Here is a 26689-nt window from a genome sequence, read left to right on the forward strand (position 1 = left end):
GCCGCCTGATTCCCCGAACTCGTCACCTGCGTGCCACTCTTCACCGGGAGTGAAACATGAACGCTGTGACCGACCTGAAGCACGACTACCTCGTCGCCGATATCAACCTGGCCGGCTGGGGCCGCAAGGAAATCGCCATTGCCGAGACCGAGATGCCCGGCCTGATGGCAATCCGCGACGAGTTCGCCGCCGCGCAGCCGCTCAAGGGCGCGCGCATCGCCGGCTCGCTGCACATGACGATCCAGACCGCCGTGCTGATCGAGACGCTCAAGGCGCTGGGCGCCGACGTGCGCTGGGCCTCGTGCAACATCTTCTCGACGCAGGACCACGCTGCCGCCGCGATTGCCGCGGGCGGCACGCCGGTGTTCGCCTTCAAGGGCGAATCGCTGAAGGAATACTGGGACTTCACGCACCGCATCTTCGACTGGGCCGACGGCGGTACCCCGAACATGATCCTCGACGACGGCGGCGACGCCACGCTGCTGCTGCACCTGGGCGCGCGCGCCGAGCAGGACGCCGCGGTCATCGCCAACCCGGGCAGCGAGGAAGAAACCTTCCTGTTCGCCGCGATCAAGGAAAAGCTGGCCAAGGATCCGTCGTGGTACAGCCGCAACCTGGCAGCCATCCGCGGCGTGACCGAGGAAACCACCACCGGCGTGCACCGCCTGTACCAGATGGCGCAGAAGGGCGAGCTGCGCTTCCCCGCGATCAACGTCAACGACTCGGTCACCAAGAGCAAGTTCGACAACCTGTACGGCTGCCGCGAATCGCTGGTCGACGGCATCAAGCGCGCCACCGACGTGATGATCGCCGGCAAGATCGCGGTGGTCGCCGGCTACGGCGACGTGGGCAAGGGCAGCGCACAGGCGCTGCGCGCGCTGTCGGCGCAGGTGTGGGTCACCGAGATCGACCCGATCTGCGCGCTGCAGGCCGCGATGGAAGGCTATCGCGTGGTCACCATGGACTACGCCGCCGAGCATGGCGATATCTTCGTCACCTGCACCGGCAACTACCACGTCATCACCCATGACCACATGGCGAAGATGAAGGACCAGGCCATCGTCTGCAATATCGGCCACTTCGACAACGAGATCGACATCGCCTCGATCGAGAAGTACGAGTGGGACGAGATCAAGCCGCAGGTCGACCACGTGAAGTTCCCCGATGGCAAGAAGCTGATCATCCTGGCCAAGGGCCGCCTGGTGAACCTGGGCTGCGCCACCGGCCACCCGTCGTACGTGATGAGCAGCTCGTTCGCCAACCAGACCATCGCGCAGATCGAGCTCTGGCAGGAGCGCGACAGCGGCAAGTACCCGGTCGGCGTCTACACGCTGCCCAAGCACCTGGACGAGAAGGTGGCGCGCCTGCAGCTGCGCAAGCTCAACGCGCAGCTGACCGAGCTGACCGAGCAGCAGGCCGCTTACATCGGGGTGAAGAAGGAAGGCCCGTACAAGGCGGATCACTACCGCTATTGATGCGCGCAGTGAGGTAGCAGCTCCCCTCTCCCGCGTGCGGGAGAGGGGAGAAATCCCGCCATCGAAGCCAACCAAGGAACCGTCATGAGACTACTGGTCGTCTGGATCATCAACGCCGTTGCGCTGTTCGTGTTGCCTTACATCATCCCGTCGATCCACATCAAGAGCTTCGGCTCGGCGATGCTGGCGGCGCTGGTGCTGGGCCTGGTCAATACGCTGATCCGACCGCTGCTGGTGATCCTGACGCTGCCGGTGACGCTGCTGACGCTGGGGCTGTTTATCTTCGTCATCAACGCGCTGCTGTTCCTGTTCGTCGGCAACCTGCTGTCGGGCTTTACCGTCGACGGCTTCTGGGCGGCCTTGCTGGGCTCGATCCTGTACAGCGTGATCTCGTGGCTGCTGGCCAGCCTGCTGCTGGGCAACCGCGACGATTGACCTTATTTCGCGCGCCGCGCCAACGCGGCGCGCCACCATCATGCAAGACCGCTACTTCAGCTTTGAATTCTTCCCGCCCAAGACGGCGGAGGGCACCGAGAAGCTGCGCAACACGCGTGCGCAGCTGGCACCGCTCAAGCCCAAGTACATCTCGGTGACGTTCGGCGCCGGCGGCACCACGCAGCAGGGCACGCTCGACGCCGTGCTCGAAATCCAGCGCGAAGGCATCGAGGCGGCGCCGCACCTGTCGTGCGTCGGTTCATCGCGCGAGAGCATCCGCGCGATCCTGCAGCAGTACCGCGACGGCGGCATCCGCCATATCGTCGCGCTGCGCGGCGACATGCCGTCGGGCATGGGCGAGATCGGCGAGTTCCGCTACGCCAACGAGCTGGTCGAGTTCATCCGCGCCGAGACCGGCGACTGGTTCAATATCGAAGTTGCGGCTTACCCCGAGTACCACCCGCAGGCCAAGTCGCCGCGCCATGATCTCGACAACTTCGTGCGCAAGGTCAGGGCCGGCGCCGACTCGGCGATCACCCAGTACTTCTACAACGCCGACGCGTACTTCCGCTTCGTCGACGATGTGCGCGCGCTGGGCGTCGAGGTGCCGATCGTGCCGGGCATCATGCCGATCACCAACTACTCGCAGCTGATGCGCTTCTCCGAGATGTGCGGCGCCGAAGTGCCGCGCTGGGTGGCCAAGCGCCTGGAGAGCTTCGGCGACGACCGCGAATCGATCCGCGCCTTCGGGCTGGACGTGGTCACGGCGCTGTGCGAACGCCTGCTGGCCGCGGGCGTGCCGGGCCTGCATTTCTATACGCTCAACGCGGCCGGCGCGACCAAGGCGATCTGGCAGCGGCTGAAGCTGTAAGGAACGCCGCCGAAGAAGAGAGCGGTTTGGCGTGCTCCCAAGCGGCTCGAGCTAGCCTAGGCAAGGTGTTCTCCCTCTCCCCTCATGGGGAGAGGGTTGGGGTGAGGGGTGGTTTAGCGAGGAATCACAAAGAGCGGGGCCAACGGTTTTATCCAGCATAGCGGCTGCGGCAAGCGCCGGCCCTCTCCCCCACCCCTCTCCCGCAAGCGGGCGAGGGGAGCTTGCTGCAGGCGATGTTGGTGCTCCCACGCCCGCCAAAATCGGTGCCATACTCGCCTCCATGGTCACCGCCACCTTCCGCTTCTACGAGGAACTGAACGACTTCCTCGCGCCGGACCAGCGCCGGCGCGACCTGTCCTGCGCGTGCGCGCGCGCCGCGACCGTCAAGCACATGATCGAGGCGCTGGGCGTGCCGCATACCGAGGTCGAGCTGATCCTGGTCAACGGCGAATCATGCGGATTCGACCGGCAGCTGTGCGAGGGCGACCGGGTCTCGGTCTATCCCAAGTTCGAACGGATCGATGTGTCGCCGCTGCTGCGGGTACGCGAGCAGCCGCTGCGCGTGATGCGCTTTGTCGCCGATGCCCACCTGGGCGGACTGGCGCATCTGCTGCGCATGACCGGCTTCGACACGCTCTACGACAACCATTTCGAAGACAGCGAGATCGAGCGCATCGCGGTCGACGAGGGCCGCATCGTGCTGACGCGCGACCGCGAGCTGCTCAAGCGGCGCGGCATCACGCACGGCTGCTATGTGCGCGCGCTCAAGTCGCGCCAGCAGGTGCGCGAGATCTTTGCGCGGCTGGACCTGGCGCGCAGCGCCCGGCCGTTTTCATTGTGCCTGGACTGCAATGCGCCGCTGCGCGCGCTGGATCCGGCGCGCGCCGTCGGACGCGTGCCGGACGGCGTGCTCGCGCGCCATCGCAGCTTCGTCACCTGCGACCGCTGCCGGCGCGTGTTCTGGGAAGGCTCGCACTGGCGCTGCATGCGCGCGCTGGTCGATGAGCTGGTGCAGGACGCCGGGCCTGCCGCGGGCTAGAACGCCCCCGACTCCGTCACGATCCAGTCCATGGCGATGTCGTGCGGCTGCGCCTGCAGAGCGAGTCGGCAGGCGTCGTAGCCGATGCCGATGGCCACCGGCCGCTGCGCCAGCGCCGCCAGGGTGCGGTCGTAGAAGCCGCCGCCATAGCCCAGGCGGAACTTGTCCGGGCTGAAACCGACACAGGGAATGAGCAGCGCATCGGGCATGGCGGCCTCGGTGCCGTCGGGCACCGGGATGCCGTAGTGGCCGGTGGCCATGGGCGTATCCGGCGCCCACAGGTGGAAATCCAGCGGCGTGCCCGGGCGGCTGACCGAGGGCAGCGCGGCATGGCGGCCGGGCACGGCGGCGAGCCACTGCGCCACCGCCGCGCGCGCGTCGAACTCTTGCTGGATCGGCCAGTAGAAGCCCAGGCACCGCACCGCCAGCCCCGCCAGCAGTTCAGACAGCGCGGCGGCGATGCGTGCATCGGCTTCGGCGCGTGCAGGGAGGGCGGCGCGCTGCGCCAGCAGCTGCGCGCGCAGCGCGCGGCGGTCGGCCGCAGGGGAGGATGTAGTCGCAGGAGTGGAAGACATGGCGTGGGATAATGCCCTCGTCCGAACCAACACGGACGGCGGCGCCGCGGCACCTGGCACACCGGTGCGGGCGCCGGCGCCGCCGTCATCGACAAGGAAGAAGAATGCTGAAGGGAGTATATCTGCAGCGTGCAGGGCGGGCCGCCTGGATCGCGCTCGCATGTGCATTGCTTGTCACGCCGGTCCACGCGCAGAAGCGCCCGCAGACGGTCACGCGCGCGCCGTCGACGGTGATCCCCAGCGATCCCGACGAGGCCTTCGCCGCGCTGCGCGAAGCCGCGCGCAAGAACGACGTGGAGCGCGCCTACGCGATCTCGGCCACGCTGGTGGATTACCCGGTGCCGTCCTATGTCGAGTACTTCCGCATCAAGCCGCAGCTGTTCGACGCCAGCGGCCTGGCGCGCATCGATGCGCCGGACGACCAGGTGCGCGTGTTCCTGCAGCGCTACAAGGGCGACGCGATTGCCGACCGCATGCGCAATGACTGGCTGCTGGTGCTGGGCAAGAAGCGCGACTGGGCCAACTTCGATGTCGAATACCCGCAGTTCGCGCTCAAGGACGATACCCAGGTCGAATGCTATGCGCTGCTGTCGCGCGCGCTCAAGGGCCAGAACGTGGCCGCCGATGCGCGCAACGTGCTGAGCGATCCGCGGTACTACGGCGAGGGTTGTGTCGACCTGATCGGCTACCTGGTGCAGAGCCAGCAGATCCAGCGCAGCGACGTGGCCTTCCAGGCGCGCCTGGCGCTGGAGCAGAACTACGTCACGCTGGCCGGCAAGATCGCCGCGCTGCTGCCTGATGCGCGACCTGAGGCGCGCGTCGACGGCGACACGCTGGCCACCATCGTCAAGATGGCGCGCTCCGACCCATCGCAGGCGGCGGCCTACCTGGCCACGGCGCAGGGCGCGCTGTCGCGCGACGAGCAGGGCGCGGCCTGGGGCGTGATCGGCCAGTTCGCGGCCAAGAAGCTGCTGCCCGAGGCGGCCGGCTATTACCGCCGCCAGATGGACCTGGGCGGCAACCAGTGGCTGTCCGACGACACCCAGGAATGGCGCGTGCGCGCCGCGCTGCGCCAGGGCGACTGGAAGCAGGTGCGCCAGGCGGTCGAGCTGATGCGCCCTGAGCTGCGCGCCAAGGACCCGGCCTGGATCTACTGGTACGGCCGCGCGCTCAAGGCCGATGGCCGCGACACCGAGGCCCAGCAGAATTTCCAGCAGATTGCCGGCCAGTTCAATTTCTACGGCCAGCTGGCCAGCGAGGAACTGGGCAACCGCATCACGCTGCCGCCGCGCACCACTGTCAGCGACGCCGAGGCCATGGCAATGCGCGCGCGCCCCGGTTTTCAGCGTGCGCAGAAGTTCTACGCCATGAACCTGCGCTTCGAGGGCAACCGCGAGTGGAACTGGGAGCTGCGCAACATGAGCGACCGCGAGCTGCTGGCCGCGGCCGAATATGCGCGCCGCCTCGAGCTGCTCGACCGCACCGTCAACTCGGCCGACCGCACCCGCAACGAGCATGACTTCGCGCTGCGCTTCCTGATGCCGTACCGCGACATCATGCAGCGCGCCACCGACGAGGTCGGGCTGGACATGGCATGGGTGTACGGCCTGATCCGCCAGGAATCGCGCTTCATCATGAATGCGCGCTCGTCGGCGGGCGCGCATGGCCTGATGCAGGTAATGCCGGCCACGGCAAAATACGTGGCGCGCAAGATCGGCATGAGCGACTTTTCGCCGTCGATGATGGGCGATCCCACCATCAACATCCAGCTCGGCACCAACTACCTGAACATGGTGCTGACCGACCTGGACAGCTCGTGGACGCTGGCCTCGGCCGCGTACAACGCCGGCCCGGGCCGGCCCAAGGCCTGGCGCAGCACGCTGGCGCGGCCGGTGGAAGGCGCGATCTTTGCAGAAACCATCCCGTTCAATGAAACGCGCGGCTATGTGAAGAATGTGCTTTCCAACGCTACGTACTATGCTGCATTGATGAGTGGCCGGCCGCAGTCGCTGAAGTCGCGCCTGGGCACGGTCGCGCCGTCGGCGGTGACCACCACCAGCCTGCCCTGAAGTCGTCTGTTCCGGTCCGCCTGCTCCGGCATGGGGCGGGGCCAGACGGGCCTGCCGGCGTAGCGCCGCGGGCCCGGGCTGGCGCGGGTGCCGCGGCGTGCTTCTTTCCTGGCACGGAGGCAACATGCAGACCAGCAACGTCCTCGTCATCGGTGGCGCCGGCTTCATCGGCAGCCACCTCGTCTCGCGCCTGGCCGGCGCCGCCTCGGCCTCGGGCGCGCCGCTGGAGCCCGGCGCCAATCCCGATTCCCCGATCGCCCCGGAGCGCATCGTGGTCGGCACCCGCAATGTCGAGCATGCGCAGCACCTGCTGTTGCTGCCGCGCGTCGAGGTGGTGGAGCTGGGCCTGGCCGACAATGCCGCGCTCGACGACGCGATCGGCTCGCTCGGCGTCGACGGCATCGTCGTCAACCTGGTGGGCGTGCTGCACGGCGAGCGCGCCGATCCCTACGGCGAGGCCTTTGCCAGCGCGCATGTGGAACTGGTGCGGCAGATCGTGGCGTCGTGCCTGTCGACGGGCGTGCGCCGGCTGTTGCATATGAGCGCGCTCGGCGCCGACAGCAACGGGCCGTCGATGTACCTGCGCAGCAAGGGCGACGGCGAGCGCATCGTGCGCGCCAGCGGGCTCGACTGGACCATCTTCCGGCCCTCGGTGGTGTTCGGCCCCGACGACCATTTCCTGAACCTGTTCGCCCACATGCAGCAGCTGGCGCCGGTGGTGCCGCTGGCGTGCGCGCATGCGCGCTTCCAGCCGGTGTATGTGCAGGACGTGGTGCAGGCCTACCTGAACGCCATGGTCAATCCGGCCACCATCGGCCACGGCTATGAGCTGGGCGGGCCGCAGGTCTATACGCTGGAGGAGCTGGTGCGCTTTGCCGGCCGCGCCTCGGGCCATCCGCGCCCGGTGATCGCGCTGCCCGATGCGCTGGCGCGGGTGCAGGCGGCGGTGATGGAGCATATGCCGGGCGAGCCGCTGCTGTCGCGCGACAACCTCGATTCGATGCAGCTCGACAACGTGCTGGAGCGCCCGCTGGCGCCGGAGCTGAACCTGCATCCGGTGCACCTGGAGTCGGTCATGACCGACGCGCTGTCCGGGCGCAACCGCGATGCCGCGCTGACGCACATGCGTGCCAGCGTGCATCGCTGAGGCGCCATCCGCGATGCGGCCTATGTGACCGGATTTCATATCGGTTGCGAGCGCAATTCACTTTGACGCGGGCCGCCGCGCTGGCAAAATGACTGGTCCGGCGCTCTGCGGCTACGCCCTGCCGCGGGGCCGCGGCGCACGGATCGCGGCCCGCGTCCGTGCCGTCTCTCCCTCCGTTTCCTCCCCCAAGGACCTCACGATGAAGCTCGTCATCGGCAACAAGAACTATTCCTCCTGGTCGCTGCGCCCCTGGCTGCTGCTGCGCCAGGCCGGCATTGATTTCGAGGAAGTGCAGGTGCGCCTGTTCACCGGCAGCTTCGCCGCCGAAATCGCGCGCTATTCGCCCGCGGGCAAGGTGCCGGTGCTGGTCGACGGCGACATCACCGTGTGGGATTCGCTGGCGATCTCCGAATACGTGGCCGAGCGCTTCCCCGACAAGCAGCTGTGGCCGGCCGATCCCGCCGCGCGCGCGGTGGCGCGCGCGGTCTGCGCCGAGATGCATTCGGGCTTCGTCAACGTGCGCAGCCAGTTGCCGATGAACGTGACCGCGGTGCTGCCGGGGCGCGGCTGGAACGTGGCGGTGCAGCGCGAGGTCGAGCGCATCGCCGCGATCTGGGACGGGCTGCGCAAGCAGCATGCGGCGCGCGGACCTTTCCTGTTCGGCACCTTCACCGTCGCCGACGCGTTCTTTGCGCCGGTGGTGAGCCGCTTCGCCACCTACGGCATCCACCTGCCGGACGACTGCGCAGAGGCCAAGGCCTATGCCGATTTCATGCTGGGCCTGCCGGCGCTGCAGCAATGGATTGCCGGCGCGCGCGAGGAACGCGACTTCCTGGCCGACGACGAGCCGTACCGCCTGGCCCCCGACCGTGCCGATGCGATCATCATCAACCACTAGCCATAACGCCGGCACCGGGCGGCTGCCCGGTGCCGGTGCATGAAAAGGCCACAACCATGCAGGTGTATGCCGTGGGCGGCGCGATCCGCGACGAACTGCTGGGCAAGCCCAGCCAGGACCGCGACTACGTGGTCGTCGGCGCGACCCCGGCCGAGATGGAAGCCGCCGGCTACCGCCCGGTCGGCAAGGATTTCCCGGTGTTCCTGCATCCGCGCACGCAGGAGGAGTACGCGCTGGCGCGCACCGAGCGCAAGACCGCGATGGGCTACAAGGGCTTTGCCTTCTACTGCGAGCCCGACGTCACGCTGGAAGACGACCTGGTGCGGCGCGACCTGACCATCAACGCGATGGCGCGCGCGGTCGATGCCGACGGCAACCTGACCGGGCCCGTGATCGATCCGCACGGCGGCCAGCGCGACCTGGCCGCGCGCCTGTTCCGCCATGTCTCCGACGCCTTTGCCGAAGACCCGGTGCGGATCCTGCGGCTGGCGCGCTTTGCCGCGCGCTTCCACGACTTCAACGTCGCCGCCGAAACCATGCGCCTGATGCGCGAGATGGTCGCCGCGGGCGAGGTCGATGCGCTGGTGCCCGAGCGCGTGTGGCAGGAACTGGCGCGCGGGCTGATGGAGGCGCGGCCGTCGCGCATGTTCGAGGTGCTGCGCGAATGCGGCGCGCTGGCGCGGCTGCTGCCGGAACTGGAGCGGCTGTGGGGCGTGCCGCAGCGCGCCGACTTCCACCCCGAGGTCGATACCGGCGTGCACGTGATGATGGTGATCGACTGCGCCGCGGCATTGGGCGCACCGCTGCCGGTGCGCTTTGCCGCGCTGGTGCATGACCTGGGCAAGGGCACCACGCCCGCGGACGTGCTGCCGCGCCATATCGGCCACGAGCTGCGCAGCGTCAGGCTGCTGGAAGAGGTCTGCGCGCGCTTGCGCGTGCCCAACGAGTGCCGCGACCTGGCGGTAGTGGTGGCGCGCGAGCACGGCCACATCCACCGCTCGCTGGAGTTCAGCGCCGCCGCGGTGGTGCGCCTGCTGGAGCGCTGCGACGCGCTGCGCAAGCCCGCGCGCTTCGCCCAGGCGCTGCAGGCCTGCGAGGCCGACAAGCGCGGGCGCAAGGGTTTCGAGCACAGCGCCTACCCGCAGGCCGAGCGCCTGCTGGCGGCGCGCGAGGCCGCGGCGTCGGTCGATGCGGGGGCCATCGCGCGTGCCTGCGCGGATGACGTGGCGCAGATCAAGGACCGCGTCCATGCCGCGCGGGTCGCGGCGGTGGCGCAGCGGCTGGGGGCGCAGCCGGGCGAGTGAGCCTGTCCTGGCGGGCGGCCGAAGGTCCTACAGCAGCTTGCCGACCACCAGCGCAATCAGCGAGATCAGGATCGTCGACGCGAACGGCAGCACGAATTCGCGCCCGAACACACGGAAGCGCACGTCGCCGGGCAGCCGGCCCAGCCCGACCTTCTGCAGCCACGGCAGCGCCGCGGACAGGATGATCACGCTCAGGAAGATGGTCAGGGTCCAGCGCAGCATGGCGGCTCCGATGCCGTTACAGGGCGTGGCAGCGGTCGCCGCGGGCAAAGCCGGCCAGCGGCTCGGTGTCGTCGAGCCCGCGCGTGAGCGCGATCACCTTGAACAGTTCACCCATCTCGGCCTCGGACAGCAGCTTCTGCACCGCATTGGCCTGCGGCAGGAAGGCGCGCGCGTCGGACGGGTCCAGCGCCATCAGCAGCTCGGTGATGCCGGCGTTCATCAGGAAGCGCGCCTGCGAGGCAAAACCCGCCACGCTCAGCCCTGACTCGACTGCCGCATGCGCGATGCCGCTGAAGTTCACGTGGGCGGTGATGTCCTGCAGGCCGGGGTACAGGAACGGGTCCGGGTGCGCATGGTGGCGGTAGTGGCACATCAGCGTGCCGCCGGCGCGCTGCGGATGGTAGTACTCGCTGCCGGGGAAGCCGTAGTCGATGAAGAAGGCCGCGCCGCGCGCCAGCATGGCGCCGACCGCGCGCGTGAAGCCCTCCGCTTCGGCATGGGTTTCGGTGACCAGGTCGTGGTCGCCGGGAATCGCGCGCAGCGCCGCGGGCACGTCGGCAGCGGCCAGGGCGCGGTCGTCGAAGCGGAACGCGGGCGCGCCGCTGTCGGCCGGCAGCGCGGACCGCGCCACGCCGCGCTCATGCCAGTGGCCGCCGTTGCGCGCATACAGCTGCACCGGCATTGCATCCAGCACTTCATTGCCGACGATCACGCCTTCGAAGGCGACCGGCAGGGTATCGAGCCAGGTGACGCGCTCGGCCAGGTGCGGCGCACGCCGGGCCAGCGTGTCCTGCTGGCGTGCGCGCAGTTCGCCCGACAGTTCGACGATGGCGTAGGTGTCCGGCAACTGGCCTTCCTGTTCCAGTCCCAGCAGCAGGTCCGCCGCCAGCCGGCCGGTGCCGGCGCCGAATTCCAGCAGGCGCGGCAGCCCCTGCGCCAGCAGCGGCGCGAACTGGCGCGCCAGCGTGCGGGCGAAGAACGGGCTCAGTTCGGGGGCGGTGATGAAGTCGCTGCCGTCGCGGGCATCGCGCCCGAACTTGGCCGAGCCGCCGCTGTAATAGCCCAGGCCGGGCGCGTACAGCGCCAGCGCCATGTAGCGGTCGAAGCCGATCCAGCCGCCGGCGGCATCGATCGATTCGCCAATACGGGCCGTAAGGGTATCGGAAGCGGCCTGCGCGTCGGCGGGGGGAAGGGGTAAACTAGCGGCTTTCTGCATCCTGCGATTGTAGCAATGCCCGCATCCGATACCTCCGCCAGCCCACCCACCAGCCACCAGGCTGGCCGGCCCGCCGCCCGCGGCGTGGCGCTCGTGACCGGCGGCGCGCGCCGCCTGGGCCGCGCCATTGCGCTGGAACTGGCGGCGCAGGGCTGGGACGTGGCCGTGCACTGCCATCGCTCGGTCGACGAGGCCGAAGCGCTGGCCACGCAGATCCGCGCGCTCGGCCGCCGCGCCGCGGTGCTGCGCGCCGACCTCGCCGACGAGGCCGCCACCAGCCGGCTGGTGGCCGACTGCACCGCCGCGCTCGGCGTGCCGGCCTGCCTCGTCAACAATGCCTCGCTGTTCCAGTACGACGTCGCCACCAGCTTCTCGTATGCGTCGCTGGATACGCATATGCGCACCAACGTGGCAGCGCCGCTGCTGCTGGCGCGCGAACTGCACAAGGCGCTGGCCGCGGCCGCGGGCACGGATGCCGCGAACAAGGCCGCCGAGCCGCGCGGCGTGGTGATCAACCTGCTCGACCAGAAGCTCGACAACCTGAACCCGGACTTCCTCTCGTACACGCTGTCCAAGGCCGCGCTGCAGACCGCCACGGTGCAGCTGGCGCAGGCGCTGGCGCCGCGGCTGCGCGTGGTCGGTGTGGCCCCTGGCATCACGCTGGTGTCGGGCGAGCAGTCGGAGCAGAGCTTCCGCCGCGCGCATCGCGTGACGCCGCTGGGCCAGTCCTCCACGCCCGAGGACATCGCCCAGGCGGTGGCCTACCTGGCGCAGGCGCGCGCCGTGACCGGCACCACGCTGTATGTCGACGGCGGCCAGCACCTGATGCCGCTGGCGCGCGACGTGATGTTCCTGACCGAGTAAGCTGCAGCCAGCAGCCGGAACCAAGCCGATTCCATTGACGTGATGTGCCGCGCCCGCCGGGCGCGGCTTTCCTTTTTCCCCACCGCAGCCCGCTCATGACCATGCTCGCCGCCCTTTCCCACCCCAGCCTGCAAGACTGCCGACGCATGTTCCTGCGCAACTACGAAGTGCAGATCAATATCGGCGTGCACGAATTCGAAAAGAAGGGCGAGCAGCGCGTGCTGATCAATATCGACCTGTTCGTGCCGCTGGACGAATGCACGCCGCAGGCCGACAAGCTCGACGAAGTGGTCGACTACGACTTCATGCGCAATACCGTGGCCGCGCGCATGGCGCAGGGCCACGTGCACCTGCAGGAAACGCTGTGCGACGACGTCGCGCGCGCCATGCTGAAGCATCCCAAGGTGCGCGCGGTGCGGGTGTCGACCGAGAAGCCCGATGTGTACCCGGATTGCGATTCGGTCGGGGTCGAGGTCTTCCATATCAAGCAGGCCTGAGCGGTCCTGCCGGCGCCCGCTGCAGCGCGCGGGCGCCTAAAGTAAAATGTTGCCCCTTCGCGCCGCGCCGGCCATTCCATCCGGCGGGCGCCACGCAACAGGATGCTCCATGAGCCACTCGAACAATTTCTATCGCCTCGAGACGAGGCTGCAATCGCAAACCGGCAAGGCCATCGGCGACTTCGGCATGATCGAGGACGGCGACACCGTGCTGGTCTGCATGAGTGGCGGCAAGGACTCGTACACCATGCTGTCGGTCCTGATGGCGCTGCAGAAGCGCGCCCCGATCCGGTTCAAGCTGATCGCGATGAACCTGGACCAGAAACAGCCCGGCTTCCCGGAACACATCCTGCCGGAGTACCTGAAGTCGGTCGGCGTCGAATATGTGATCGTCGAGGCGGACACCTACTCGATCGTCAAGGAGAAGGTGCCCGAGGGCAAGACCACCTGCTCGCTATGCTCGCGCCTGCGCCGCGGCGTGATCTACCGCACCGCCAAGGAACTGGGCGCCAACAAGATCGCGCTGGGCCACCACCGCGACGATATCGTCAACACCTTCTTCCTGAACATGTTCTTCGGCGGCAAGATGAAGGCGATGCCGCCCAAGCTGGCCACCGACGACGGCGCGCATATCGTGATCCGGCCGCTGGCGTACTGCTCGGAGAAGGACATCGCGTCGTACGCGCGTGCGATGGAGTTCCCGATCATCCCGTGCAACCTGTGCGGGTCGCAGGAAAACCTGCAGCGCAAGAAGGTCAGCGAGATGCTGCAGGAGTGGGAGCGCCAGAACCCGGGCCGCATCGACAATATCTTCTCGGCGCTGCGCAACGTGGTGCCGTCGCACTTGGCGGATACCGAGCTGTTCCCGTTCACCGGGCTGGCCACCGGCCTGGCCAAGGTCGACGAGGCCTCCCTGTTCGGCGAAACCACGTTCCAGCAGCAGCCGCTGACGTTTGCCGGCAGCGTGGACCAGAACCGCATGGAGTTCGTGCGCTTCGAGCGCGCGCCGGCGGCTGCCGAGGCACCGGCCGAGCAGGCCGGCACGTAATAGGACTGCCGACAGCGTAAGCTTGCCGGCGGTTTGCTCCCCTCTCCCGCAAGCGGGAGAGGGGGCAAGCAATCGGTCTTCAATCCTCCTAGTTCGCCGCCGCCGACTGCACCGGCGGACTCGCCTTCTCGCGCATCAGCGCATGCGTATCGTCGATCCACTTCTGGAAGCGATCCTGCGCGTGCGCCTTCTGTTGCGGCGTGGTCAGGTTGGCGATGGCCACCGTGAGCGCGATGCCGGCGCTGTTGCCGGCCTCGTGGCTGGCGGCGTGCCGGGCGGGCGGGTTCTGCCAGTATTCGCGGAAGCGGCGCAGCAGGTCGATCACCTGCGCCTTGGGCGGCTGCGTGGCTTGCACGAAGCGCACCATCTTGAGCCATTCCTGCTGGCGCGCCACGCGCTCGGCATAGCGCGACTCGGCGTTCTGCACCACCGGCCCCACCTTGACGCGGATCGCCTTCTCCTGCTCGGGCGAGAAGCCGCCGTAGACCAGGCGGGCGTACTCCATCACCTTGTCGAAGCGCGCTTCCTCGCGCTCGGCCGGGTCCGGGTTGAGGAACTTCTTGCGGTACTTGGCGTTGCCCTCGGCAAACTTCTTTTCCATGCGCGCGATCTGCTCGGGCGTGAGCGTGAGCAGCAGGTCGGCCATGTCGGGCATGGCCTGCTCAAACGAGCGGCGCGCCAGTTCCTGCGAGGCGTCCTGGAAGTGCGCGACCATCGCCGGCGTGACCGGCTGGCGCACGTCCGCCTTGGCTTGCTGCAGCAGGTTGGCGATTTCGGGCAGCTGCGCCTTGCGGTGCCAGGCGAAGAAGCGCGCGATCGCCTCGCGCGTGAGCGGCTCCTGGGCCGCGGTGACGTCGACATAATTGTCGATCCACCAGTACGCCAGCCGGTCGCCCTGCTGGTAACCCAGCTTCATGGCGCTGCAGGCGCACAGCGCCGCGGCGCCGAGAATCACCAAAATACGCCGCGCCCAGCAATTGTGAAATTCGGAAACCACGGTCCGTTGCGCAGAAAGCGCCATGTTAAAATCGGCGCGCATTGGAACCGGCCCCGCCCGAAGCCCGCAAGCCAAGTCCTGGCAAGGGTTTGCGGGGAGATGCGCAGGCCTGGCGGCAGGCTTTTGCGAGGCCCGGCGGCGCAGTTTGCCAAACACCGGACGAAACACCCGGCCGGCGTTTTCCAGAATATTTTCGGACACACTCACTTAGGGGTCTCCTTGTGAATATCGTCATTCTCGCCGCGGGCATGGGCAAGCGGATGTATTCCGATTTGCCCAAGGTGCTGCACCCGGTAGCCGGGCGGCCCATGCTCGCGCATGTCCTGGATACGGCCCGTGCGCTGTCGCCGTCGCGGCTGGTGGTCGTGGTCGGCCACGGCGCCGCGCGCGTGCGCGAGGCGGTGGCCGCTGACGATGTCGCTTTCGCCGAGCAAGCCCAGCAACTGGGCACGGGCCATGCGGTGATGCAGGCACTTCCCTTGTTGGACGACAACCAGCCTACGTTGGTTCTCTACGGTGACGTGCCGCTCACCAGCGCGGCGACGCTGCAGGCACTGGTGGCCGAGGCCGGCGCGCGGCGCTTTGGCGTGCTCACCGTGGAAATGCCCGACCCCACCGGCTATGGCCGCATCGTCCGCGACGCCGCCGGCAGCATCGTCCGCATCGTCGAGCAAAAGGACGCGACCGAAGCCGAGAAGGCAATCCGCGAAATCAACACCGGCATTATCGTGTGCCCGACCGGCCACCTGCGCAAGTGGCTGTCGACGCTGCGCAACGACAACGCCCAGGGCGAGTACTACCTGACCGACACCGTCGAGCGCGCCGTCGCCGACGGCGTCGAAACGGTTTCGGCGCAGCCGGCGGCGGTCTGGGAGACGCTGGGCGTCAACAGCAAGCTGCAGCTGGCCGAGGTCGAGCGCATCCACCAGGGCAACCAGGCCCGGCGCCTGCTCGAAGCCGGCGTGACGCTGCTGGACCCGGCCCGCATCGACGTGCGCGGCGAGCTGACCTGCGGGCGCGATGTCACCATCGACATCGGCTGCGTGTTCGAGGGCCGCGTGCACCTGGAAGACGGCGTGCGCATCGGCGCGCATTGCGTGGTCCGCAACAGCACCATCGGCGCCGGCGCGCAGCTGCATCCGTTCTGCCATATCGACGAGGCCAGGGTCGGGCCCGCGGGCCGCATCGGGCCGTACGCGCGCCTGCGCCCCGGCACCGAGCTGGGCGAGGACGTGCATATCGGCAACTTCGTCGAGGTCAAGAATGCACAGGTGGCGGCACACAGCAAGGCCAATCACCTGGCTTATGTGGGCGACGCCACGGTGGGATCGCGCGTCAATATTGGCGCGGGTACCATCACCTGCAACTATGACGGGGTGAACAAGCACCGCACCGTGATCGAGGACGATGTCTTCATCGGCTCCGACACGCAGCTGGTGGCGCCGGTGACGGTGCGCCGCGGCGCCACGCTGGGCGCCGGCACCACGCTCACCAAGGAGGCCCCGGCCGACAAGCTGACATTGTCGCGGGCCAAGCAGCTGACCATCGACGCCTGGCAGCGTCCGGTCAAGCAGCCGAAGCAGTAAGCACCAGGCGCCGCCTGCACCGGGCGGCGCCTCAGGATTCATACCGGCGCCAGTGCCCTGACGGCAGGCGCCAGCAAACGGGGGTTCAGCATGTGTGGCATCGTCGGCGCGGTTTCCACGCGCAACATCGTTCCGGTCCTGATCGAAGGGCTGCGCCGCCTGGAGTATCGCGGCTATGACTCGTGCGGCGTCGCCGTCGTGCGCGACGATGCGGTCGAGCGCGCGCGCACCGTGTCGCGCGTCGCCGACCTCGACGCGCAGACGCAGGCGTCCGGCCTGTCCGGCTTCACCGGCGTGGCGCATACGCGCTGGGCCACGCACGGCAAGCCCGATACCGTCAACGCCCACCCGCACCTGTCGGGCGAGACCATCGCGCTGGTGCACAACGGCATCATCGAGAACTACGAGCCGCTGCGCGAAGAGCTGCGCGCGGTCGGCTACGGCTTCGAGTCGCAGACCGATACCGAGGTGGTCGCCCACCTGATCCACCAGGCCTACAGCTATCCCAGCAGCGCCACCCGCGGCGACCTGTTCGCGTCGGTGCGCGCGGTCACCAAGCGCCTGCACGGCGCCTACGCGATCGCGGTGTTTGCCAAGGACCAGCCGGGCCGCGTGGTCGGCGCGCGCGCCGGCTCGCCGCTGGTGGTGGCGCTGGGCGAGAACGAGTCCTTCCTGGCGTCCGACGCGCTCGCCGTTGCCGGCACCGCCAACCGCATCATCTACCTGGAAGAGGGCGACGTGGTCGAGATCACGCTGGACGGCGTGACCATCCATGACGTCGACGACCATCCGGTCGAGCGCGAAGCGCGCGTGGTCGAAGCCCACGCCGCCTCGGTGGACCTGGGCCCGTACCGCCACTTCATGCAGAAGGAAATCTTCGAGCAGCCGCGCGCGCTGGGCGACACCCTCGAAGGGGTCGAAGGCCTGTCGCCGGACCTGTTCGGCGACAACGCCGCCGAGGTCTTCGCCGGCATCGACAGCGTGCTGATCCTGGCCTGCGGCACCAGCTACTACTCCGGCTGCACCGCCAAGTACTGGCTCGAAAGCATCGCCAGGATCCCGACCCAGGTCGAGGTCGCCAGCGAATACCGCTACCGCGACACCGTGCCCAACCCGCGCGCGCTGGTGGTGGTGATCTCGCAATCCGGCGAGACCGCCGACACCATGGCCGCGCTGCGCCATGCGCGCGCGCTCGGCCACATCCATACGCTCGCGGTATGCAACGTCGCCACCAGCGCGATGGTGCGCGAGACCGAGCTGCGCTTCCTCACGCGCGCCGGCACCGAGATCGGCGTGGCCTCGACCAAGGCCTTCACCACGCAGCTGGCAGCGCTCTACATGCTGACGCTGTCGCTGGCCAAGACCCGCGGCCTGCTGACCGACGAGGCCGAGGCCCGCGCCCTGACCAACCTGCGCCACCTGCCGGCCGCGCTGCACGGCGTGCTGGCGCTGGAGCCGCAGATCATCGCCTGGTCGGAAGACTTTGCCCGCCGCGAGAACGCACTGTTCCTCGGCCGCGGCCTGCACTACCCGATCGCGCTGGAGGGTGCGCTCAAGCTCAAGGAAATCTCGTATATCCACGCCGAGGCCTATCCGGCCGGCGAGCTCAAGCACGGCCCGCTGGCGCTGGTCACCGAAGCCATGCCGGTGGTCACCGTCGCGCCCAACGACGCGCTGCTGGAAAAGCTCAAGTCCAACATCCAGGAAGTGCGCGCCCGCGGCGGCCGCCTCTACGTGTTTGCCGACAGCGATACGCAGATCCAGTCGTCCGACGGCATCCAGGTGATCCGCATGCCCGAGCACTACGGCGACCTCTCGCCGATCCTGCATGTGGTGCCGCTGCAGCTGCTGGCGTACCACACCGCCTGCGCGCGCGGCACTGACGTGGACAAGCCGCGCAACCTGGCGAAGTCGGTGACGGTGGAGTAAGGCGAGCGATGCCGGCGCGGCGCCGGCTGCAAGCTGCAAAGAGGCCCTGCGGGGCCTCTTTTCCGTTGGATCGCGGCCGCGCTGCCGCTATGCCACCGTCAGCAGGAACGGCCGTGGTGGCTGCAGGCGGAGCGCTACGCAATACGCCGGGCTTACGCCGGCCCGGCTTCGGCGCCGGTCTGCGCCACCGCTTCATGCACCAGTGCCGCGAACACGCGCATGGCCGGCGACGGCGTGCGCCCGGCCAGCGTCACGATGCCGTATTGCGCCCTTAGCGCGGCAGGCGGGTGCATCGGCAGGGCCACGGCCAGGCGCTGTGCGCAGGCTTCGGCCATCATCGCCACCGGCACCAGCGCCACGGCATCGACCGCCAGCAGCAGCGCGCGCAGCGCATGCATGTCGTTGCAGGTGACCGTCATCAGCCCGGGCTCGTCTTCGGGCAGCGGGCCGCTGCCGCCGCTGGCCTCGTGCAGGGCCTGGCGGAAGAAGCGCACGATATGCGGCGGCAAGCGGGTTCCGGCCACCGGATAGGCACGCAGGTCGGCCAGGGTGACCCGGCGCTGCCGTGTCAGCGGATGGCCGCTGCGCACGAAGAAGGCCGTTTCCAGTGCCGGCAGCCGGTCGATCTGCAGGTGCGCCAGTTCCGCCAGGCTGCGGCTTTCGCCGACAAAGATGTCGAGCTGTTCGGCTTCGAGCGAACGCCGCATGGCGGACGTGTCGGCGGTCTCGAGGTCGATGCGCAGCCGCGGATAGCGGCGCACCAGCGCCTCCAGCACCGGGTCCAGCAGGAACGAGGCCGCAAACGGCCCGAAGCCGGCGCGGATCGTGCCGATTTCCACGTCCTCCAGCAATTGCAGGTCGCGCCGCAGCTCGCGCTGTTCGCGCAGCATGCGGCGCGCGCGCGCCAGCGCCAGCATGCCGGCGGCGGTCGGGCGCACCTTGCCATAGCTGCGGTCGATCAGCGTGCCCAGCTCGGATTCCAGCGCCTGGATGCTGCGCGTCAGCGCCGGCTGCGACAGGTGCAGCGCGGCCGCGGCACGCGCGAAGCTGCCTTGCTCGACCAGCGTGACGAAGTGATGCAGCTGCCTCAGGCCCATGAATTAATTATTTGCGCATCAAAAACTGAAAAATATTGCATTGGACGTAAGTTCTCAAGCCCACTAAGGTTGTCCTCCAAAACCAAAACCATCTGGAGACAACATGAACCGACGCACATGGCTGACGCTGGCGACTGGCGGCCTGGCCGCCGCGCTTGCGCTCGGCGTGGCCCTGCCGGCCGCGGCGCAGGCCTATCCCGCCAAGCCGATCCGCATCGTCGTGCCCTATGTGGCCGGCGGCGGCACCGACACCATCGCCCGCGCCATGGGCGAAAAGCTGAGCAAGCGGCTGGGCCAGCCGGTGGTGGTCGACAACAAGGCCGGCGCTTCCGGCATCATCGGCACCGATGCCGTGGCCAAGGCCGCGCCCGATGGCTACACGCTGCTGATGACGCTGACGCAGTCGGTGCTGACCAACCAGTTCCTGTTCCAGAAGCTGCCTTACGACCCGCGCAAGGACCTGAGCATGATCAGCGTGCTGGCCGACGCGCAGCTGGTGCTGGTGACCCATCCGTCGGTGCCGGCGCGCACCGTGCGCGAGCTGGGCGAATACGCGCGCAGCCGGCCGGGCAAGCTCAGCTATGCGTCGTGGGGCGTGGGTTCGCTGTCGCACCTGAGCGGCGCCTACTACAGCAAGCTGGTGCACGGCCAGGCCACGCACGTGCCCTACAAGGGCGAAGCGCCGATGCTGCAGGACCTGCTCGGCGGGCAGGTGCAGTTTGGCTTCGCCAGCATCCTGACCGCCAAGCCCTATATCCAGAGCGGCAAGCTCAAGGCGCTGGCGGTGACCGGCGCGCAGCGCAGCAGCGCGTTGCCCGACATGCCCACCTTCGCCGAAGCCGGCATGCAGGACAGCGCCTTCAAGACCGTCGGCTGGATCGGGCTGGTGGCGCCGGTAGGCGTGCCCGCACCGATCCTGGCGAGGCTGGAAGGCGAGGTGCGCGCGATCCTGCAGACCCCTGAGATGCAGGAGCGCATGGTCACGCTGGGGCTGCGCACCGTCGGCAGTTCGCCGGCCGAAGCGCAGGCGCTCTATGCGCGCGACTGGCCCGTGCTGAAGACGCTGGTGGCGGATTCGGGCGCGAAGCTGGATTGAACTTCACCGGTGCGAAGGGCCCATGGCGGGCGCCGCGGCCAATGCCGCGCGCCCGCTTTTTTTATCGCCGCGATGTCGTGCAGGGCGCTTTCGAAAACCGAATAAAAACCATTGGCATTCGCATCCGCAAGCAGTCGGCGAAATAGCGATCCGTGCGCCATGAATGCCGCGCGCGCGGACTGCATTGCTTGATGTCCGCTTAGGCAGCACTACCATGAAGTCACGGCGGCTGATTTGCCGTGGCGTTGCTGTGGTCGCGCAATAGCGACATCGCGTGTCCCTGTCACAGGGGCGTTGGGGGCTGCCATGAAGACTGACAAGAAGGTAATCCAGTTGCTGAACACGCAGCTGCGGCATGAGCTGACCGCCATCAACCAGTATTTCCTGCATGCCCGCATGTACCGGCACTGGGGGTTGCGCGCGCTGGGCAAGCATGAGTACGACGAATCGATCGAGGAGATGAAGCACGCCGACAAGCTGATCGAACGGATCCTGCTGCTCGACGGCTTGCCCAACCTGCAGGACCTCGACAAGCTGCTGGTCGGCGAGAACACCGAGGAGATGCTCGGCTGCGACCTGAAGCTTGAACTGGTGTCGCAGGCCAGCTGCAAGGATGCGATCAAGTATTTCGAATCGGTCAGCGATTATGTCTCGCGCCAGCTGGTGGTCGATATCCTCGAAGACACCGAGGAACATATCGACTGGCTCGAGGCGCAGCTGGAGCTGGTGCGCAAGGTCGGATCGCAGAACTACATCCAGTCGGCCATGGGCGAGATCGAGGACTGAGCCGGCGCGGCGTTTGCGCGCGGTCTCCTGCAAAGATTTCCATTTCCCGCTACACTGCGGCCCGCAGCACGTCGCGCCGCTCCGGCGCGAGGTCAGCGGCGGGGTGGCAGAGTGGTTATGCAACGGCCTGCAAAGCCGTGTACGACGGTTCGATTCCGGATCCCCGCCTCCATCTTCCCGGCCGGGCGCATCGCGCCCGGCGCCATCGCGCATGCGCGCGCGATCGCTTCTACGTCCTCTTCGCTGTCCTTTTTTTCACGCGCCTGTCATCGGCCTGCGCCATGACTGCGCCCGGCCGTGCCGCGCGTGCCCTGACCGTATGCCGCATGGGTTTCGGACACCCGCTTATCCCCAATAGATCAACGACAGCGAATCGGGTAATGTTGCCCGACAGGCCGCTGGCCTGCATGCAACCCGTGCCGCCAGTTGGCGGCACCGCCATGTCCGGGCTTCCATGGCGTTTCCCCTAGCGAGGCAGTGTGACAAAGAGAGGCTCCAGATGATGAAAGACCTGCGCATCCGCGTGGCCGTGGCGACGGACGCAGCGGCCGTGGCAGAGGTGCTGGAACGGTGCGGGCTGCCGGTGGACGGCGTGCCGCGCCTGCTCGAACATTTCCACGTTGCCATCCTTGGCGCGCAGATCATCGGCTGCGCCGCCGGCGAGCGCTGCGGCGACACCGTGGTGATCCGTTCCGTGGCCGTGCTGCCCGAACACCGCGACCAGGGCGTGGCCACCCATGTGGTGCGTGCCGCGCTGATGCGCGCCCGCGCCAACGGCGCGCGGCGCGCGGTGCTGCTGGCCTCGAGCTGCCCCAGCTACTTCGCGCGCTATGGCTTTACGCTGGTGCCGGCCGCGAAGCTGCCGCCCGAGGTCATGGCATCGAGCGAATTCCACCGCGCCGCGGACACGCCGCCGCTGTGCATGTGGTGCGAGCTGAGCTGATCCCCTGCAAGCCGATGGCGAGCTTCTATGCTCGCCTCAGTGAACACCGTCGCAGCGGCTGATCTCCACCGTCACGTGCACCAGTTCCTCGTGCACCGACAGCGCCTCGCGCACGCGCTGCGGCGTCAGCGCGGCATCATGCGTGACCAGGCAGACGATGCAGGCAAAGTGCTGCCGGCCCACGCGCCACACATGCAGGTCTGACACGCGGGTGCCTTCATCGCCGTGATCCAGGCCGGCCAGCACCTCGCGCACTTCGTCGACCACCGGGTGGTCCATCTCGCGGTCCAGCAGCACCGTACCGGTCTGGCGCAGCAGGCCGATGGCCCAGCGGCCGACCAGCACCGCGCCCACCAGTCCCATCACCGGGTCCAGCCAGTTCCAGCCCAGCCACCAGCCGCCCGCGAGCGCGACGATCGCCAGCACTGAGGTCGCGGCATCGGCCAGCACGTGCACATAGGCGGCGCGCAGGTTGAGGTCATGGTGGTGGTGATGATCATGGCCGTGATGGTGACCGTGATGGTGACCGTGGTGATGGCCATGGTCGTGTCCATGGTCGTGGCCATGCGCATGGCCGCCGAGGATCAGCGCGCAGCCGAGGTTGACCAGCAGCCCCAGCGCGGTCACGCCCATCGCCTCGCGATAGTGGATGGCCTGCGGCGCGAACAGCCGCTCGACCGATCCCGCCGCCATCAACGCGGCAATGCCCAGCAGGAATACCGCGCTGGCAAAGCCCGCCAGCACTTCGATCTTCCAGGTGCCGAAGGCAAAGCGCCAGTCGCCGGCGTAGCGCCGCGCGGCGGCGTAGGCGAAGGCGGACAGGCCGATGGCGAGCGCGTGCGAACTCATGTGCCAGCCATCGGCCAGCAGCGCCATCGAGTTGAACCAGAGCCCGGCGGCAATCTCCGCCACCATGGTGATGGCGGTGATCACCATGACCAGGCGCGTGCCGCGTTCGGCGGCGCGGTTGCCCGCGTCGAAGGCGTGGGTGTGGGTCCAGGCGGACAGGTCTTGGCTATGCATGGGGAAAACGTGCGTTGCGCTTGAGTTCTGGGTGAGTCGTCTGGCACGGGGCCGGGCAGGCCCAAGGGTAGCAGAGACCCGTGCGCATGCCGCGGCATCCCCCGATGGCATCAGGGGCGGGTGCCATGGCGCAGGTGTGCCTTATGCACAACAAGATGCCCGTGATAGTGGTAAGGAATCTTTTCTTTCGCTTACATACATTCATGAATGGATGTATGATTCGGCGAAAAAATTCACGTCCCCGTCATATCTTTGTTGACCGTACCGAGATGAGCTATCGCTTTATTGCCACATGTCTTGCCGCCTGGGTCGGCGTTTGCGCCACCGCCGGCTGGCTGGTCGAGCGTCTCTGGAGCTGAGCGCCGGCCTGGCAGCGGACCGGTCGCGGCCTGGTCTTTTCCGCGCCGTCGCCGGTCCGCCACCTTCCACCTCAAGCCGCCTGCCGCGCCTGCGCCAGGCTGTCAAAGAACTGCCACAACTGCGGCGCATCGCCGGTGGCCACGTTGAAGCGGATCCACGGCGAGTCGGTTTCGTCCGGCTCGAAATACGATCCGGGCGCCAGCCAGATGCCATGCTCCAGCGCCAGCGTGGCGAGGCCGTTGCCCAGCAGCGGGCCGCCGCGGCGCCTGGCCAGCCAGCGCGCCTGCACCGCCTCGTTCAGGCGCGCCCACGCGAACATCCCGCCTTCCGGGCGCAGCAGCACCTCCAGCCCATGGGCTTCCATCTTTTCCGTGACGCGGTCCTGCTGCGCGCGCAGCCGCTCGGACAATGCCGCCACATGGCGACCGTAGTGGCCGCTGGTCAGCACCGAATACACCAGCCGCTCCGTCACCTCCGATGAGGTCAGGCCGACCGCCATCTTGGTGCGCGCGAAGGCCTTGGCCAGGTCCGGGCTGGCCGCCAGGTAGCCGACCCGCAGCGACGGCGTGATGGTCTTGGAAAAGCCGTTGACATAGACCACCTGCGACAGCCCGTCCATGGCCGCCAGCATCGGCGAGCCGGCCGGCGCCAGTTCGCGGTAGATATCGTCCTCGACCACCAGCAGCCGGTGCTGCTCCGCCAGCTGCAGCACGCGGAAGGCGTTCATGCTGGTCAGGCTGGCGCCGGTCGGGTTCTGCAGCACGGTGTTGACGAACAGCGCGCGCGGCGCGTGGGTGCGCAGCGCATCCTCCAGCGCGTCGGTGTCCAGCCCCGCCGCCGTGCGCGGCACGCCCACCACGCGCAGCCCGGCCAGGCGCAGGATCTGCAGCAGGTTGCAGTAGCAGGGCGATTCCACCAGCACGGTATCGCCGGCGCGCAGCAGCGTGCGCACCACCAGGTCCAGCGCCTGCGTCGCGCCCTGGGTCAGCACCACCTGCTGCGCCTGCAGCGGGATGCCGTACTGGCCCAGGCCCGCGGCGATGTGCTCGCGCAGCGGCGCAAAGCCATAGGGATGGCCGTAGCCCGACAGCTGCGCCGCCGGCACGCGGGCCGAGGCGCGCATGGCCTGGTGCAGGCCTTCCTCGTTGAGCCAGTCACCCGGCAGCCAGCCCGCGCCGGCCTTGATCGGTACCGAATGGTCGGCAAAGACGTCCGACAGCAGCCAGGCCGCGTTCAGTCCCGGCGCCTCCCATTGCGGCGCGCGCGCATGCCCGGGGGGCGCGTGGCGGTGCGCCACGGTGTAGCCCGAGCCCGGCCGCGCGGCCAGGTAGCCGAGCGCGGTGAGCCGCCCGTAGGCCTCGGCCACGGTGAAGGTGCTGACGTGGTGGTGTTGCGCAAAGCGCCGCACCGACGGCAGCGCCGCGCCGGCCCGCAGCGCGCGCTGCTCCACCAGCGCGGCGATGCCGGCGACGATCTGCTCGGTCAGGGTGTCGCCGTCGCGGCGGCTGCGGGTCAGGTTCAGGGTCAGCATCGGGCACTCGGGCGGGCGTGAACCTGTACAGTTTAGCGGCTGCCGGCATGCGCGCGGCCGATGGCGTTCCATCACCCGAACATTGCCGCAGTGCAGCGTCGCATGCCATGTGGCTGGAGGGGCGGCTGGCGAAGGAAGCGTCCGGGACTGGCATCGGCTCGCCGCTTGCCTGTACGGTTTGGCGTGCTCAAACTGTACGGTAAGGCGCGCTTGTCCGGACTGTATATTTTGTCGGCCAGTCGGCGCCGGTAGAGTGGCCCTCATCGTCGCCGCCGTGCTCAGGGCGGCGCCGCCAACCGACCCGATTTCCCCCAAGGAGAACGTATGGACGCCGCCAAGACCGTGATTCCCGATCTCGATGCGCTGTGGATGCCCTTCACCGCCAACCGCCAGTACAAGGCGGCGCCGCGCCTGCTGGCGTCGGCCAGCGGCATGTACTACACCACCCACGACGGCCGCCAGATCCTGGACGGTTGCGCCGGCCTGTGGTGCGTGGCGGCCGGCCACTGCCGCAAGGAAATCGCCGAAGCGGTGGCGCGCCAGGCGGCCACGCTGGACTATGCGCCGCCGTTCCAGATGGGCCATCCGCTGTCGTTCGAGGCCGCCACCAAGGTGGCGGCGATCATGCCGCAGGGGCTGGACCGCATCTTCTTCACCAACTCAGGCTCGGAGTCGGTCGACACCGCGCTGAAGATCGCGCTGGCGTATCACCGCGCGCGCGGCGAAGGCCAGCGCACGCGCTTTATCGGCCGCGAGCGCGGCTACCACGGCGTCGGCTTCGGCGGCATGGCGGTGGGCGGCATCGGGCCGAACCGCAAGGCCTTCTCGGCCAACCTGATGCCCGGCACCGACCACCTGCCGGCCACCTTCAACCTCGCCGAGGCCGCCTTTTCCAGGGGCCAGCCGCAATGGGGCGCGCATCTTGCCGACGAACTGGAGCGCATCCTCGCGCTGCATGACCCGGCCAACGTCGCCGCGGTGATCGTCGAGCCGCTGGCGGGCTCCGCCGGCGTGCTGGTGCCGCCGGTCGGCTACCTCGAAAAGCTGCGCGAGATCACCAGCCGCCACGGCATCCTGCTGATCTTCGATGAAGTGATCACCGCCTTCGGCCGCCTCGGCGCGGCCACCGCGGCCGAACGCTTCAAGGTGACGCCGGACCTGATCACCATGGCCAAGGCGATCAACAACGCCGCGGTGCCGATGGGCGCCGTCGCCGTGCGCCGCGAGGTGCATGACGCCGTGGTCAATTCGGCCGCGCCGGGAACCATCGAGCTGCTGCACGGCTATACCTACTCGGGCCACCCGCTTGCGGCGGCGGCGACGATCGCCACGCTGGACCTGTACCAGCGCGAAAACCTGTTCGGCCGCGCCGCCGAACTGGCGCCGGTATTCGAGGCCGCGGCGCATGGTGTACGCGGCGCGCCGCACGTGAAAGACATCCGCAACTACGGGCTGGTGGCGGGCATCGAGCTGGAATCGCGTCCCGGCCAGCCGGGTGCGCGCGCCTACGAGGCCTTCCTCAAGTGCCTGGAGCTGGGCGTGCTGGTGCGCTACACCGGCGACATCCTGGCGTTCTCGCCGCCGCTGATCATTTCGGAAGCGCAGATCGGCCAGCTGTTCGATACGGTGAAGCAGGCGCTGCAGGACATCAAGTAAGGGACATCAAGCAAGCGGCCCGCGC

24 protein-coding genes and 1 tRNA gene are annotated in these 26689 nt (G+C 68.3%); 18 read left to right on the forward strand and 7 right to left on the reverse strand.

Annotation, left to right across the window (positions count from 1 at the left end; genetic code table 11):
* The first annotated feature begins 56 nt into the window (after nt 1-56).
* The 4 genes from ahcY to LIN44_RS01010 all read left to right on the forward strand — a co-directional run bounded on the left by ahcY (nt 57) and on the right by LIN44_RS01010 (nt 3820).
* The gene (gene ahcY, locus LIN44_RS00995; RefSeq protein ID WP_227313171.1) at nt 57-1475 is read left to right on the forward strand and encodes an adenosylhomocysteinase; all 1419 of its coding nucleotides are present in this window, start codon (nt 57-59) and stop codon (nt 1473-1475) included.
* An 84-nt stretch (nt 1476-1559) separates the two neighbouring features.
* Nucleotides 1560-1910, forward strand: a complete 351-nt coding sequence (locus LIN44_RS01000; protein WP_116335928.1) for a phage holin family protein — start codon at nt 1560-1562, stop codon at nt 1908-1910.
* 40 nt (nt 1911-1950) lie between these two features.
* Nucleotides 1951-2781, forward strand: coding sequence for a methylenetetrahydrofolate reductase [NAD(P)H] (gene metF / locus LIN44_RS01005; RefSeq protein ID WP_111521693.1), 831 nt, complete (start codon nt 1951-1953; stop codon nt 2779-2781).
* A gap of 280 nt (nt 2782-3061) precedes the next feature.
* On the forward strand, nt 3062-3820 hold the full coding sequence (locus LIN44_RS01010; protein ID WP_227313172.1) for a Mut7-C ubiquitin/RNAse domain-containing protein: 759 nt from the start codon (nt 3062-3064) through the stop codon (nt 3818-3820).
* On the opposite strand, the gene LIN44_RS01015 is transcribed toward LIN44_RS01010, so the two are convergent.
* Complete coding sequence (locus LIN44_RS01015; RefSeq protein WP_227313173.1) at nt 3817-4395, reverse strand: 5-formyltetrahydrofolate cyclo-ligase; 579 nt, start codon at nt 4393-4395, stop codon at nt 3817-3819. The two genes, LIN44_RS01010 and LIN44_RS01015, sit on opposite strands and share 4 nt — an antisense overlap.
* A gap of 104 nt (nt 4396-4499) precedes the next feature.
* On the opposite strand from LIN44_RS01015, the gene LIN44_RS01020 reads away from it, so the two are divergent.
* From LIN44_RS01020 to LIN44_RS01035, 4 genes are all read left to right on the forward strand, one after another.
* Nucleotides 4500-6464, forward strand: a complete 1965-nt coding sequence (locus LIN44_RS01020; RefSeq protein WP_227313174.1) for a lytic transglycosylase domain-containing protein — start codon at nt 4500-4502, stop codon at nt 6462-6464.
* A gap of 124 nt (nt 6465-6588) precedes the next feature.
* Nucleotides 6589-7611, forward strand: coding sequence for a complex I NDUFA9 subunit family protein (locus LIN44_RS01025; RefSeq protein ID WP_227313175.1), 1023 nt, complete (start codon nt 6589-6591; stop codon nt 7609-7611).
* A gap of 199 nt (nt 7612-7810) precedes the next feature.
* Nucleotides 7811-8509 (forward strand): glutathione S-transferase family protein, encoded by a 699-nt coding sequence (locus LIN44_RS01030; RefSeq protein ID WP_227313176.1) that lies wholly within the window; start codon nt 7811-7813, stop codon nt 8507-8509.
* A 56-nt stretch (nt 8510-8565) separates the two neighbouring features.
* Complete coding sequence (locus tag LIN44_RS01035; RefSeq protein WP_227313177.1) at nt 8566-9813, forward strand: multifunctional CCA addition/repair protein; 1248 nt, start codon at nt 8566-8568, stop codon at nt 9811-9813.
* A gap of 27 nt (nt 9814-9840) precedes the next feature.
* Here the strand turns inward: LIN44_RS01035 and LIN44_RS01040 are convergent, their stop codons facing one another.
* Complete coding sequence (locus tag LIN44_RS01040) at nt 9841-10035, reverse strand: DUF2905 domain-containing protein (RefSeq protein WP_227313178.1); 195 nt, start codon at nt 10033-10035, stop codon at nt 9841-9843.
* Between the two features lie 16 nt (nt 10036-10051).
* On the reverse strand, nt 10052-11251 hold the full coding sequence (locus LIN44_RS01045) for a class I SAM-dependent methyltransferase (RefSeq protein ID WP_227313179.1): 1200 nt from the start codon (nt 11249-11251) through the stop codon (nt 10052-10054).
* Between the two features lie 15 nt (nt 11252-11266).
* Between LIN44_RS01045 and LIN44_RS01050 the strand changes: the two genes are divergently transcribed.
* The 3 genes from LIN44_RS01050 to ttcA all read left to right on the forward strand — a co-directional run bounded on the left by LIN44_RS01050 (nt 11267) and on the right by ttcA (nt 13660).
* Nucleotides 11267-12115, forward strand: a complete 849-nt coding sequence (locus tag LIN44_RS01050; protein WP_227313180.1) for an SDR family oxidoreductase — start codon at nt 11267-11269, stop codon at nt 12113-12115.
* Nucleotides 12116-12210: 95 nt separating this feature from the next.
* Complete coding sequence (locus LIN44_RS01055; protein ID WP_227313181.1) at nt 12211-12612, forward strand: dihydroneopterin aldolase; 402 nt, start codon at nt 12211-12213, stop codon at nt 12610-12612.
* Nucleotides 12613-12721: 109 nt separating this feature from the next.
* Nucleotides 12722-13660: a tRNA 2-thiocytidine(32) synthetase TtcA gene (ttcA, locus tag LIN44_RS01060; protein WP_227313182.1), complete on the forward strand. Its 939-nt coding sequence runs from the start codon at nt 12722-12724 to the stop codon at nt 13658-13660.
* Nucleotides 13661-13748: 88 nt separating this feature from the next.
* Here the strand turns inward: ttcA and LIN44_RS01065 are convergent, their stop codons facing one another.
* The gene (locus tag LIN44_RS01065) at nt 13749-14615 is read right to left on the reverse strand and encodes a DUF6279 family lipoprotein (protein ID WP_227313183.1); all 867 of its coding nucleotides are present in this window, start codon (nt 14613-14615) and stop codon (nt 13749-13751) included.
* Between the two features lie 263 nt (nt 14616-14878).
* Here LIN44_RS01065 and glmU point away from each other — a divergent pair, with 263 nt between their 5' ends.
* Together glmU and glmS are read left to right on the forward strand one after the other, a co-directional pair.
* Nucleotides 14879-16243: a bifunctional UDP-N-acetylglucosamine diphosphorylase/glucosamine-1-phosphate N-acetyltransferase GlmU gene (gene glmU, locus LIN44_RS01070; RefSeq protein WP_227313184.1), complete on the forward strand. Its 1365-nt coding sequence runs from the start codon at nt 14879-14881 to the stop codon at nt 16241-16243.
* Between the two features lie 90 nt (nt 16244-16333).
* A complete protein-coding gene (glmS, locus tag LIN44_RS01075; protein WP_227313185.1) occupies nt 16334-18172 on the forward strand; it encodes a glutamine--fructose-6-phosphate transaminase (isomerizing) in 1839 nt (612 codons plus the stop codon).
* 152 nt (nt 18173-18324) lie between these two features.
* On the opposite strand, the gene LIN44_RS01080 is transcribed toward glmS, so the two are convergent.
* Nucleotides 18325-19269, reverse strand: a complete 945-nt coding sequence (locus tag LIN44_RS01080) for a LysR family transcriptional regulator (protein WP_227313186.1) — start codon at nt 19267-19269, stop codon at nt 18325-18327.
* Nucleotides 19270-19372: 103 nt separating this feature from the next.
* Between LIN44_RS01080 and LIN44_RS01085 the strand changes: the two genes are divergently transcribed.
* The 4 genes from LIN44_RS01085 (at nt 19373) to LIN44_RS01100 (ending at nt 22094) form a co-directional block, all read left to right on the forward strand.
* Nucleotides 19373-20365, forward strand: coding sequence for a tripartite tricarboxylate transporter substrate binding protein (locus LIN44_RS01085; RefSeq protein ID WP_227313187.1), 993 nt, complete (start codon nt 19373-19375; stop codon nt 20363-20365).
* A gap of 306 nt (nt 20366-20671) precedes the next feature.
* Complete coding sequence (gene bfr, locus LIN44_RS01090) at nt 20672-21151, forward strand: bacterioferritin (RefSeq protein WP_227313188.1); 480 nt, start codon at nt 20672-20674, stop codon at nt 21149-21151.
* 97 nt (nt 21152-21248) lie between these two features.
* Nucleotides 21249-21323: transfer RNA gene (locus tag LIN44_RS01095), tRNA-Cys, on the forward strand.
* A gap of 327 nt (nt 21324-21650) precedes the next feature.
* A complete protein-coding gene (locus LIN44_RS01100; protein ID WP_227313189.1) occupies nt 21651-22094 on the forward strand; it encodes a GNAT family N-acetyltransferase in 444 nt (147 codons plus the stop codon).
* Nucleotides 22095-22130: 36 nt separating this feature from the next.
* On the opposite strand, the gene dmeF is transcribed toward LIN44_RS01100, so the two are convergent.
* On the reverse strand, nt 22131-23117 hold the full coding sequence (dmeF, locus tag LIN44_RS01105) for a CDF family Co(II)/Ni(II) efflux transporter DmeF (protein WP_227313190.1): 987 nt from the start codon (nt 23115-23117) through the stop codon (nt 22131-22133).
* Nucleotides 23118-23547: 430 nt separating this feature from the next.
* Entirely contained in the window at nt 23548-25008 is a 1461-nt protein-coding gene (locus LIN44_RS01110; RefSeq protein ID WP_227313191.1) for a PLP-dependent aminotransferase family protein, read from the reverse strand.
* 324 nt (nt 25009-25332) lie between these two features.
* On the opposite strand from LIN44_RS01110, the gene LIN44_RS01115 reads away from it, so the two are divergent.
* On the forward strand, nt 25333-26664 hold the full coding sequence (locus tag LIN44_RS01115) for an aspartate aminotransferase family protein (protein WP_227313192.1): 1332 nt from the start codon (nt 25333-25335) through the stop codon (nt 26662-26664).
* Nucleotides 26665-26689 lie beyond the last annotated feature (25 nt).

Source organism: Cupriavidus sp. MP-37 (genome assembly GCF_020618415.1).
Classification (GTDB): Bacteria; Pseudomonadota; Gammaproteobacteria; order Burkholderiales; family Burkholderiaceae; genus Cupriavidus.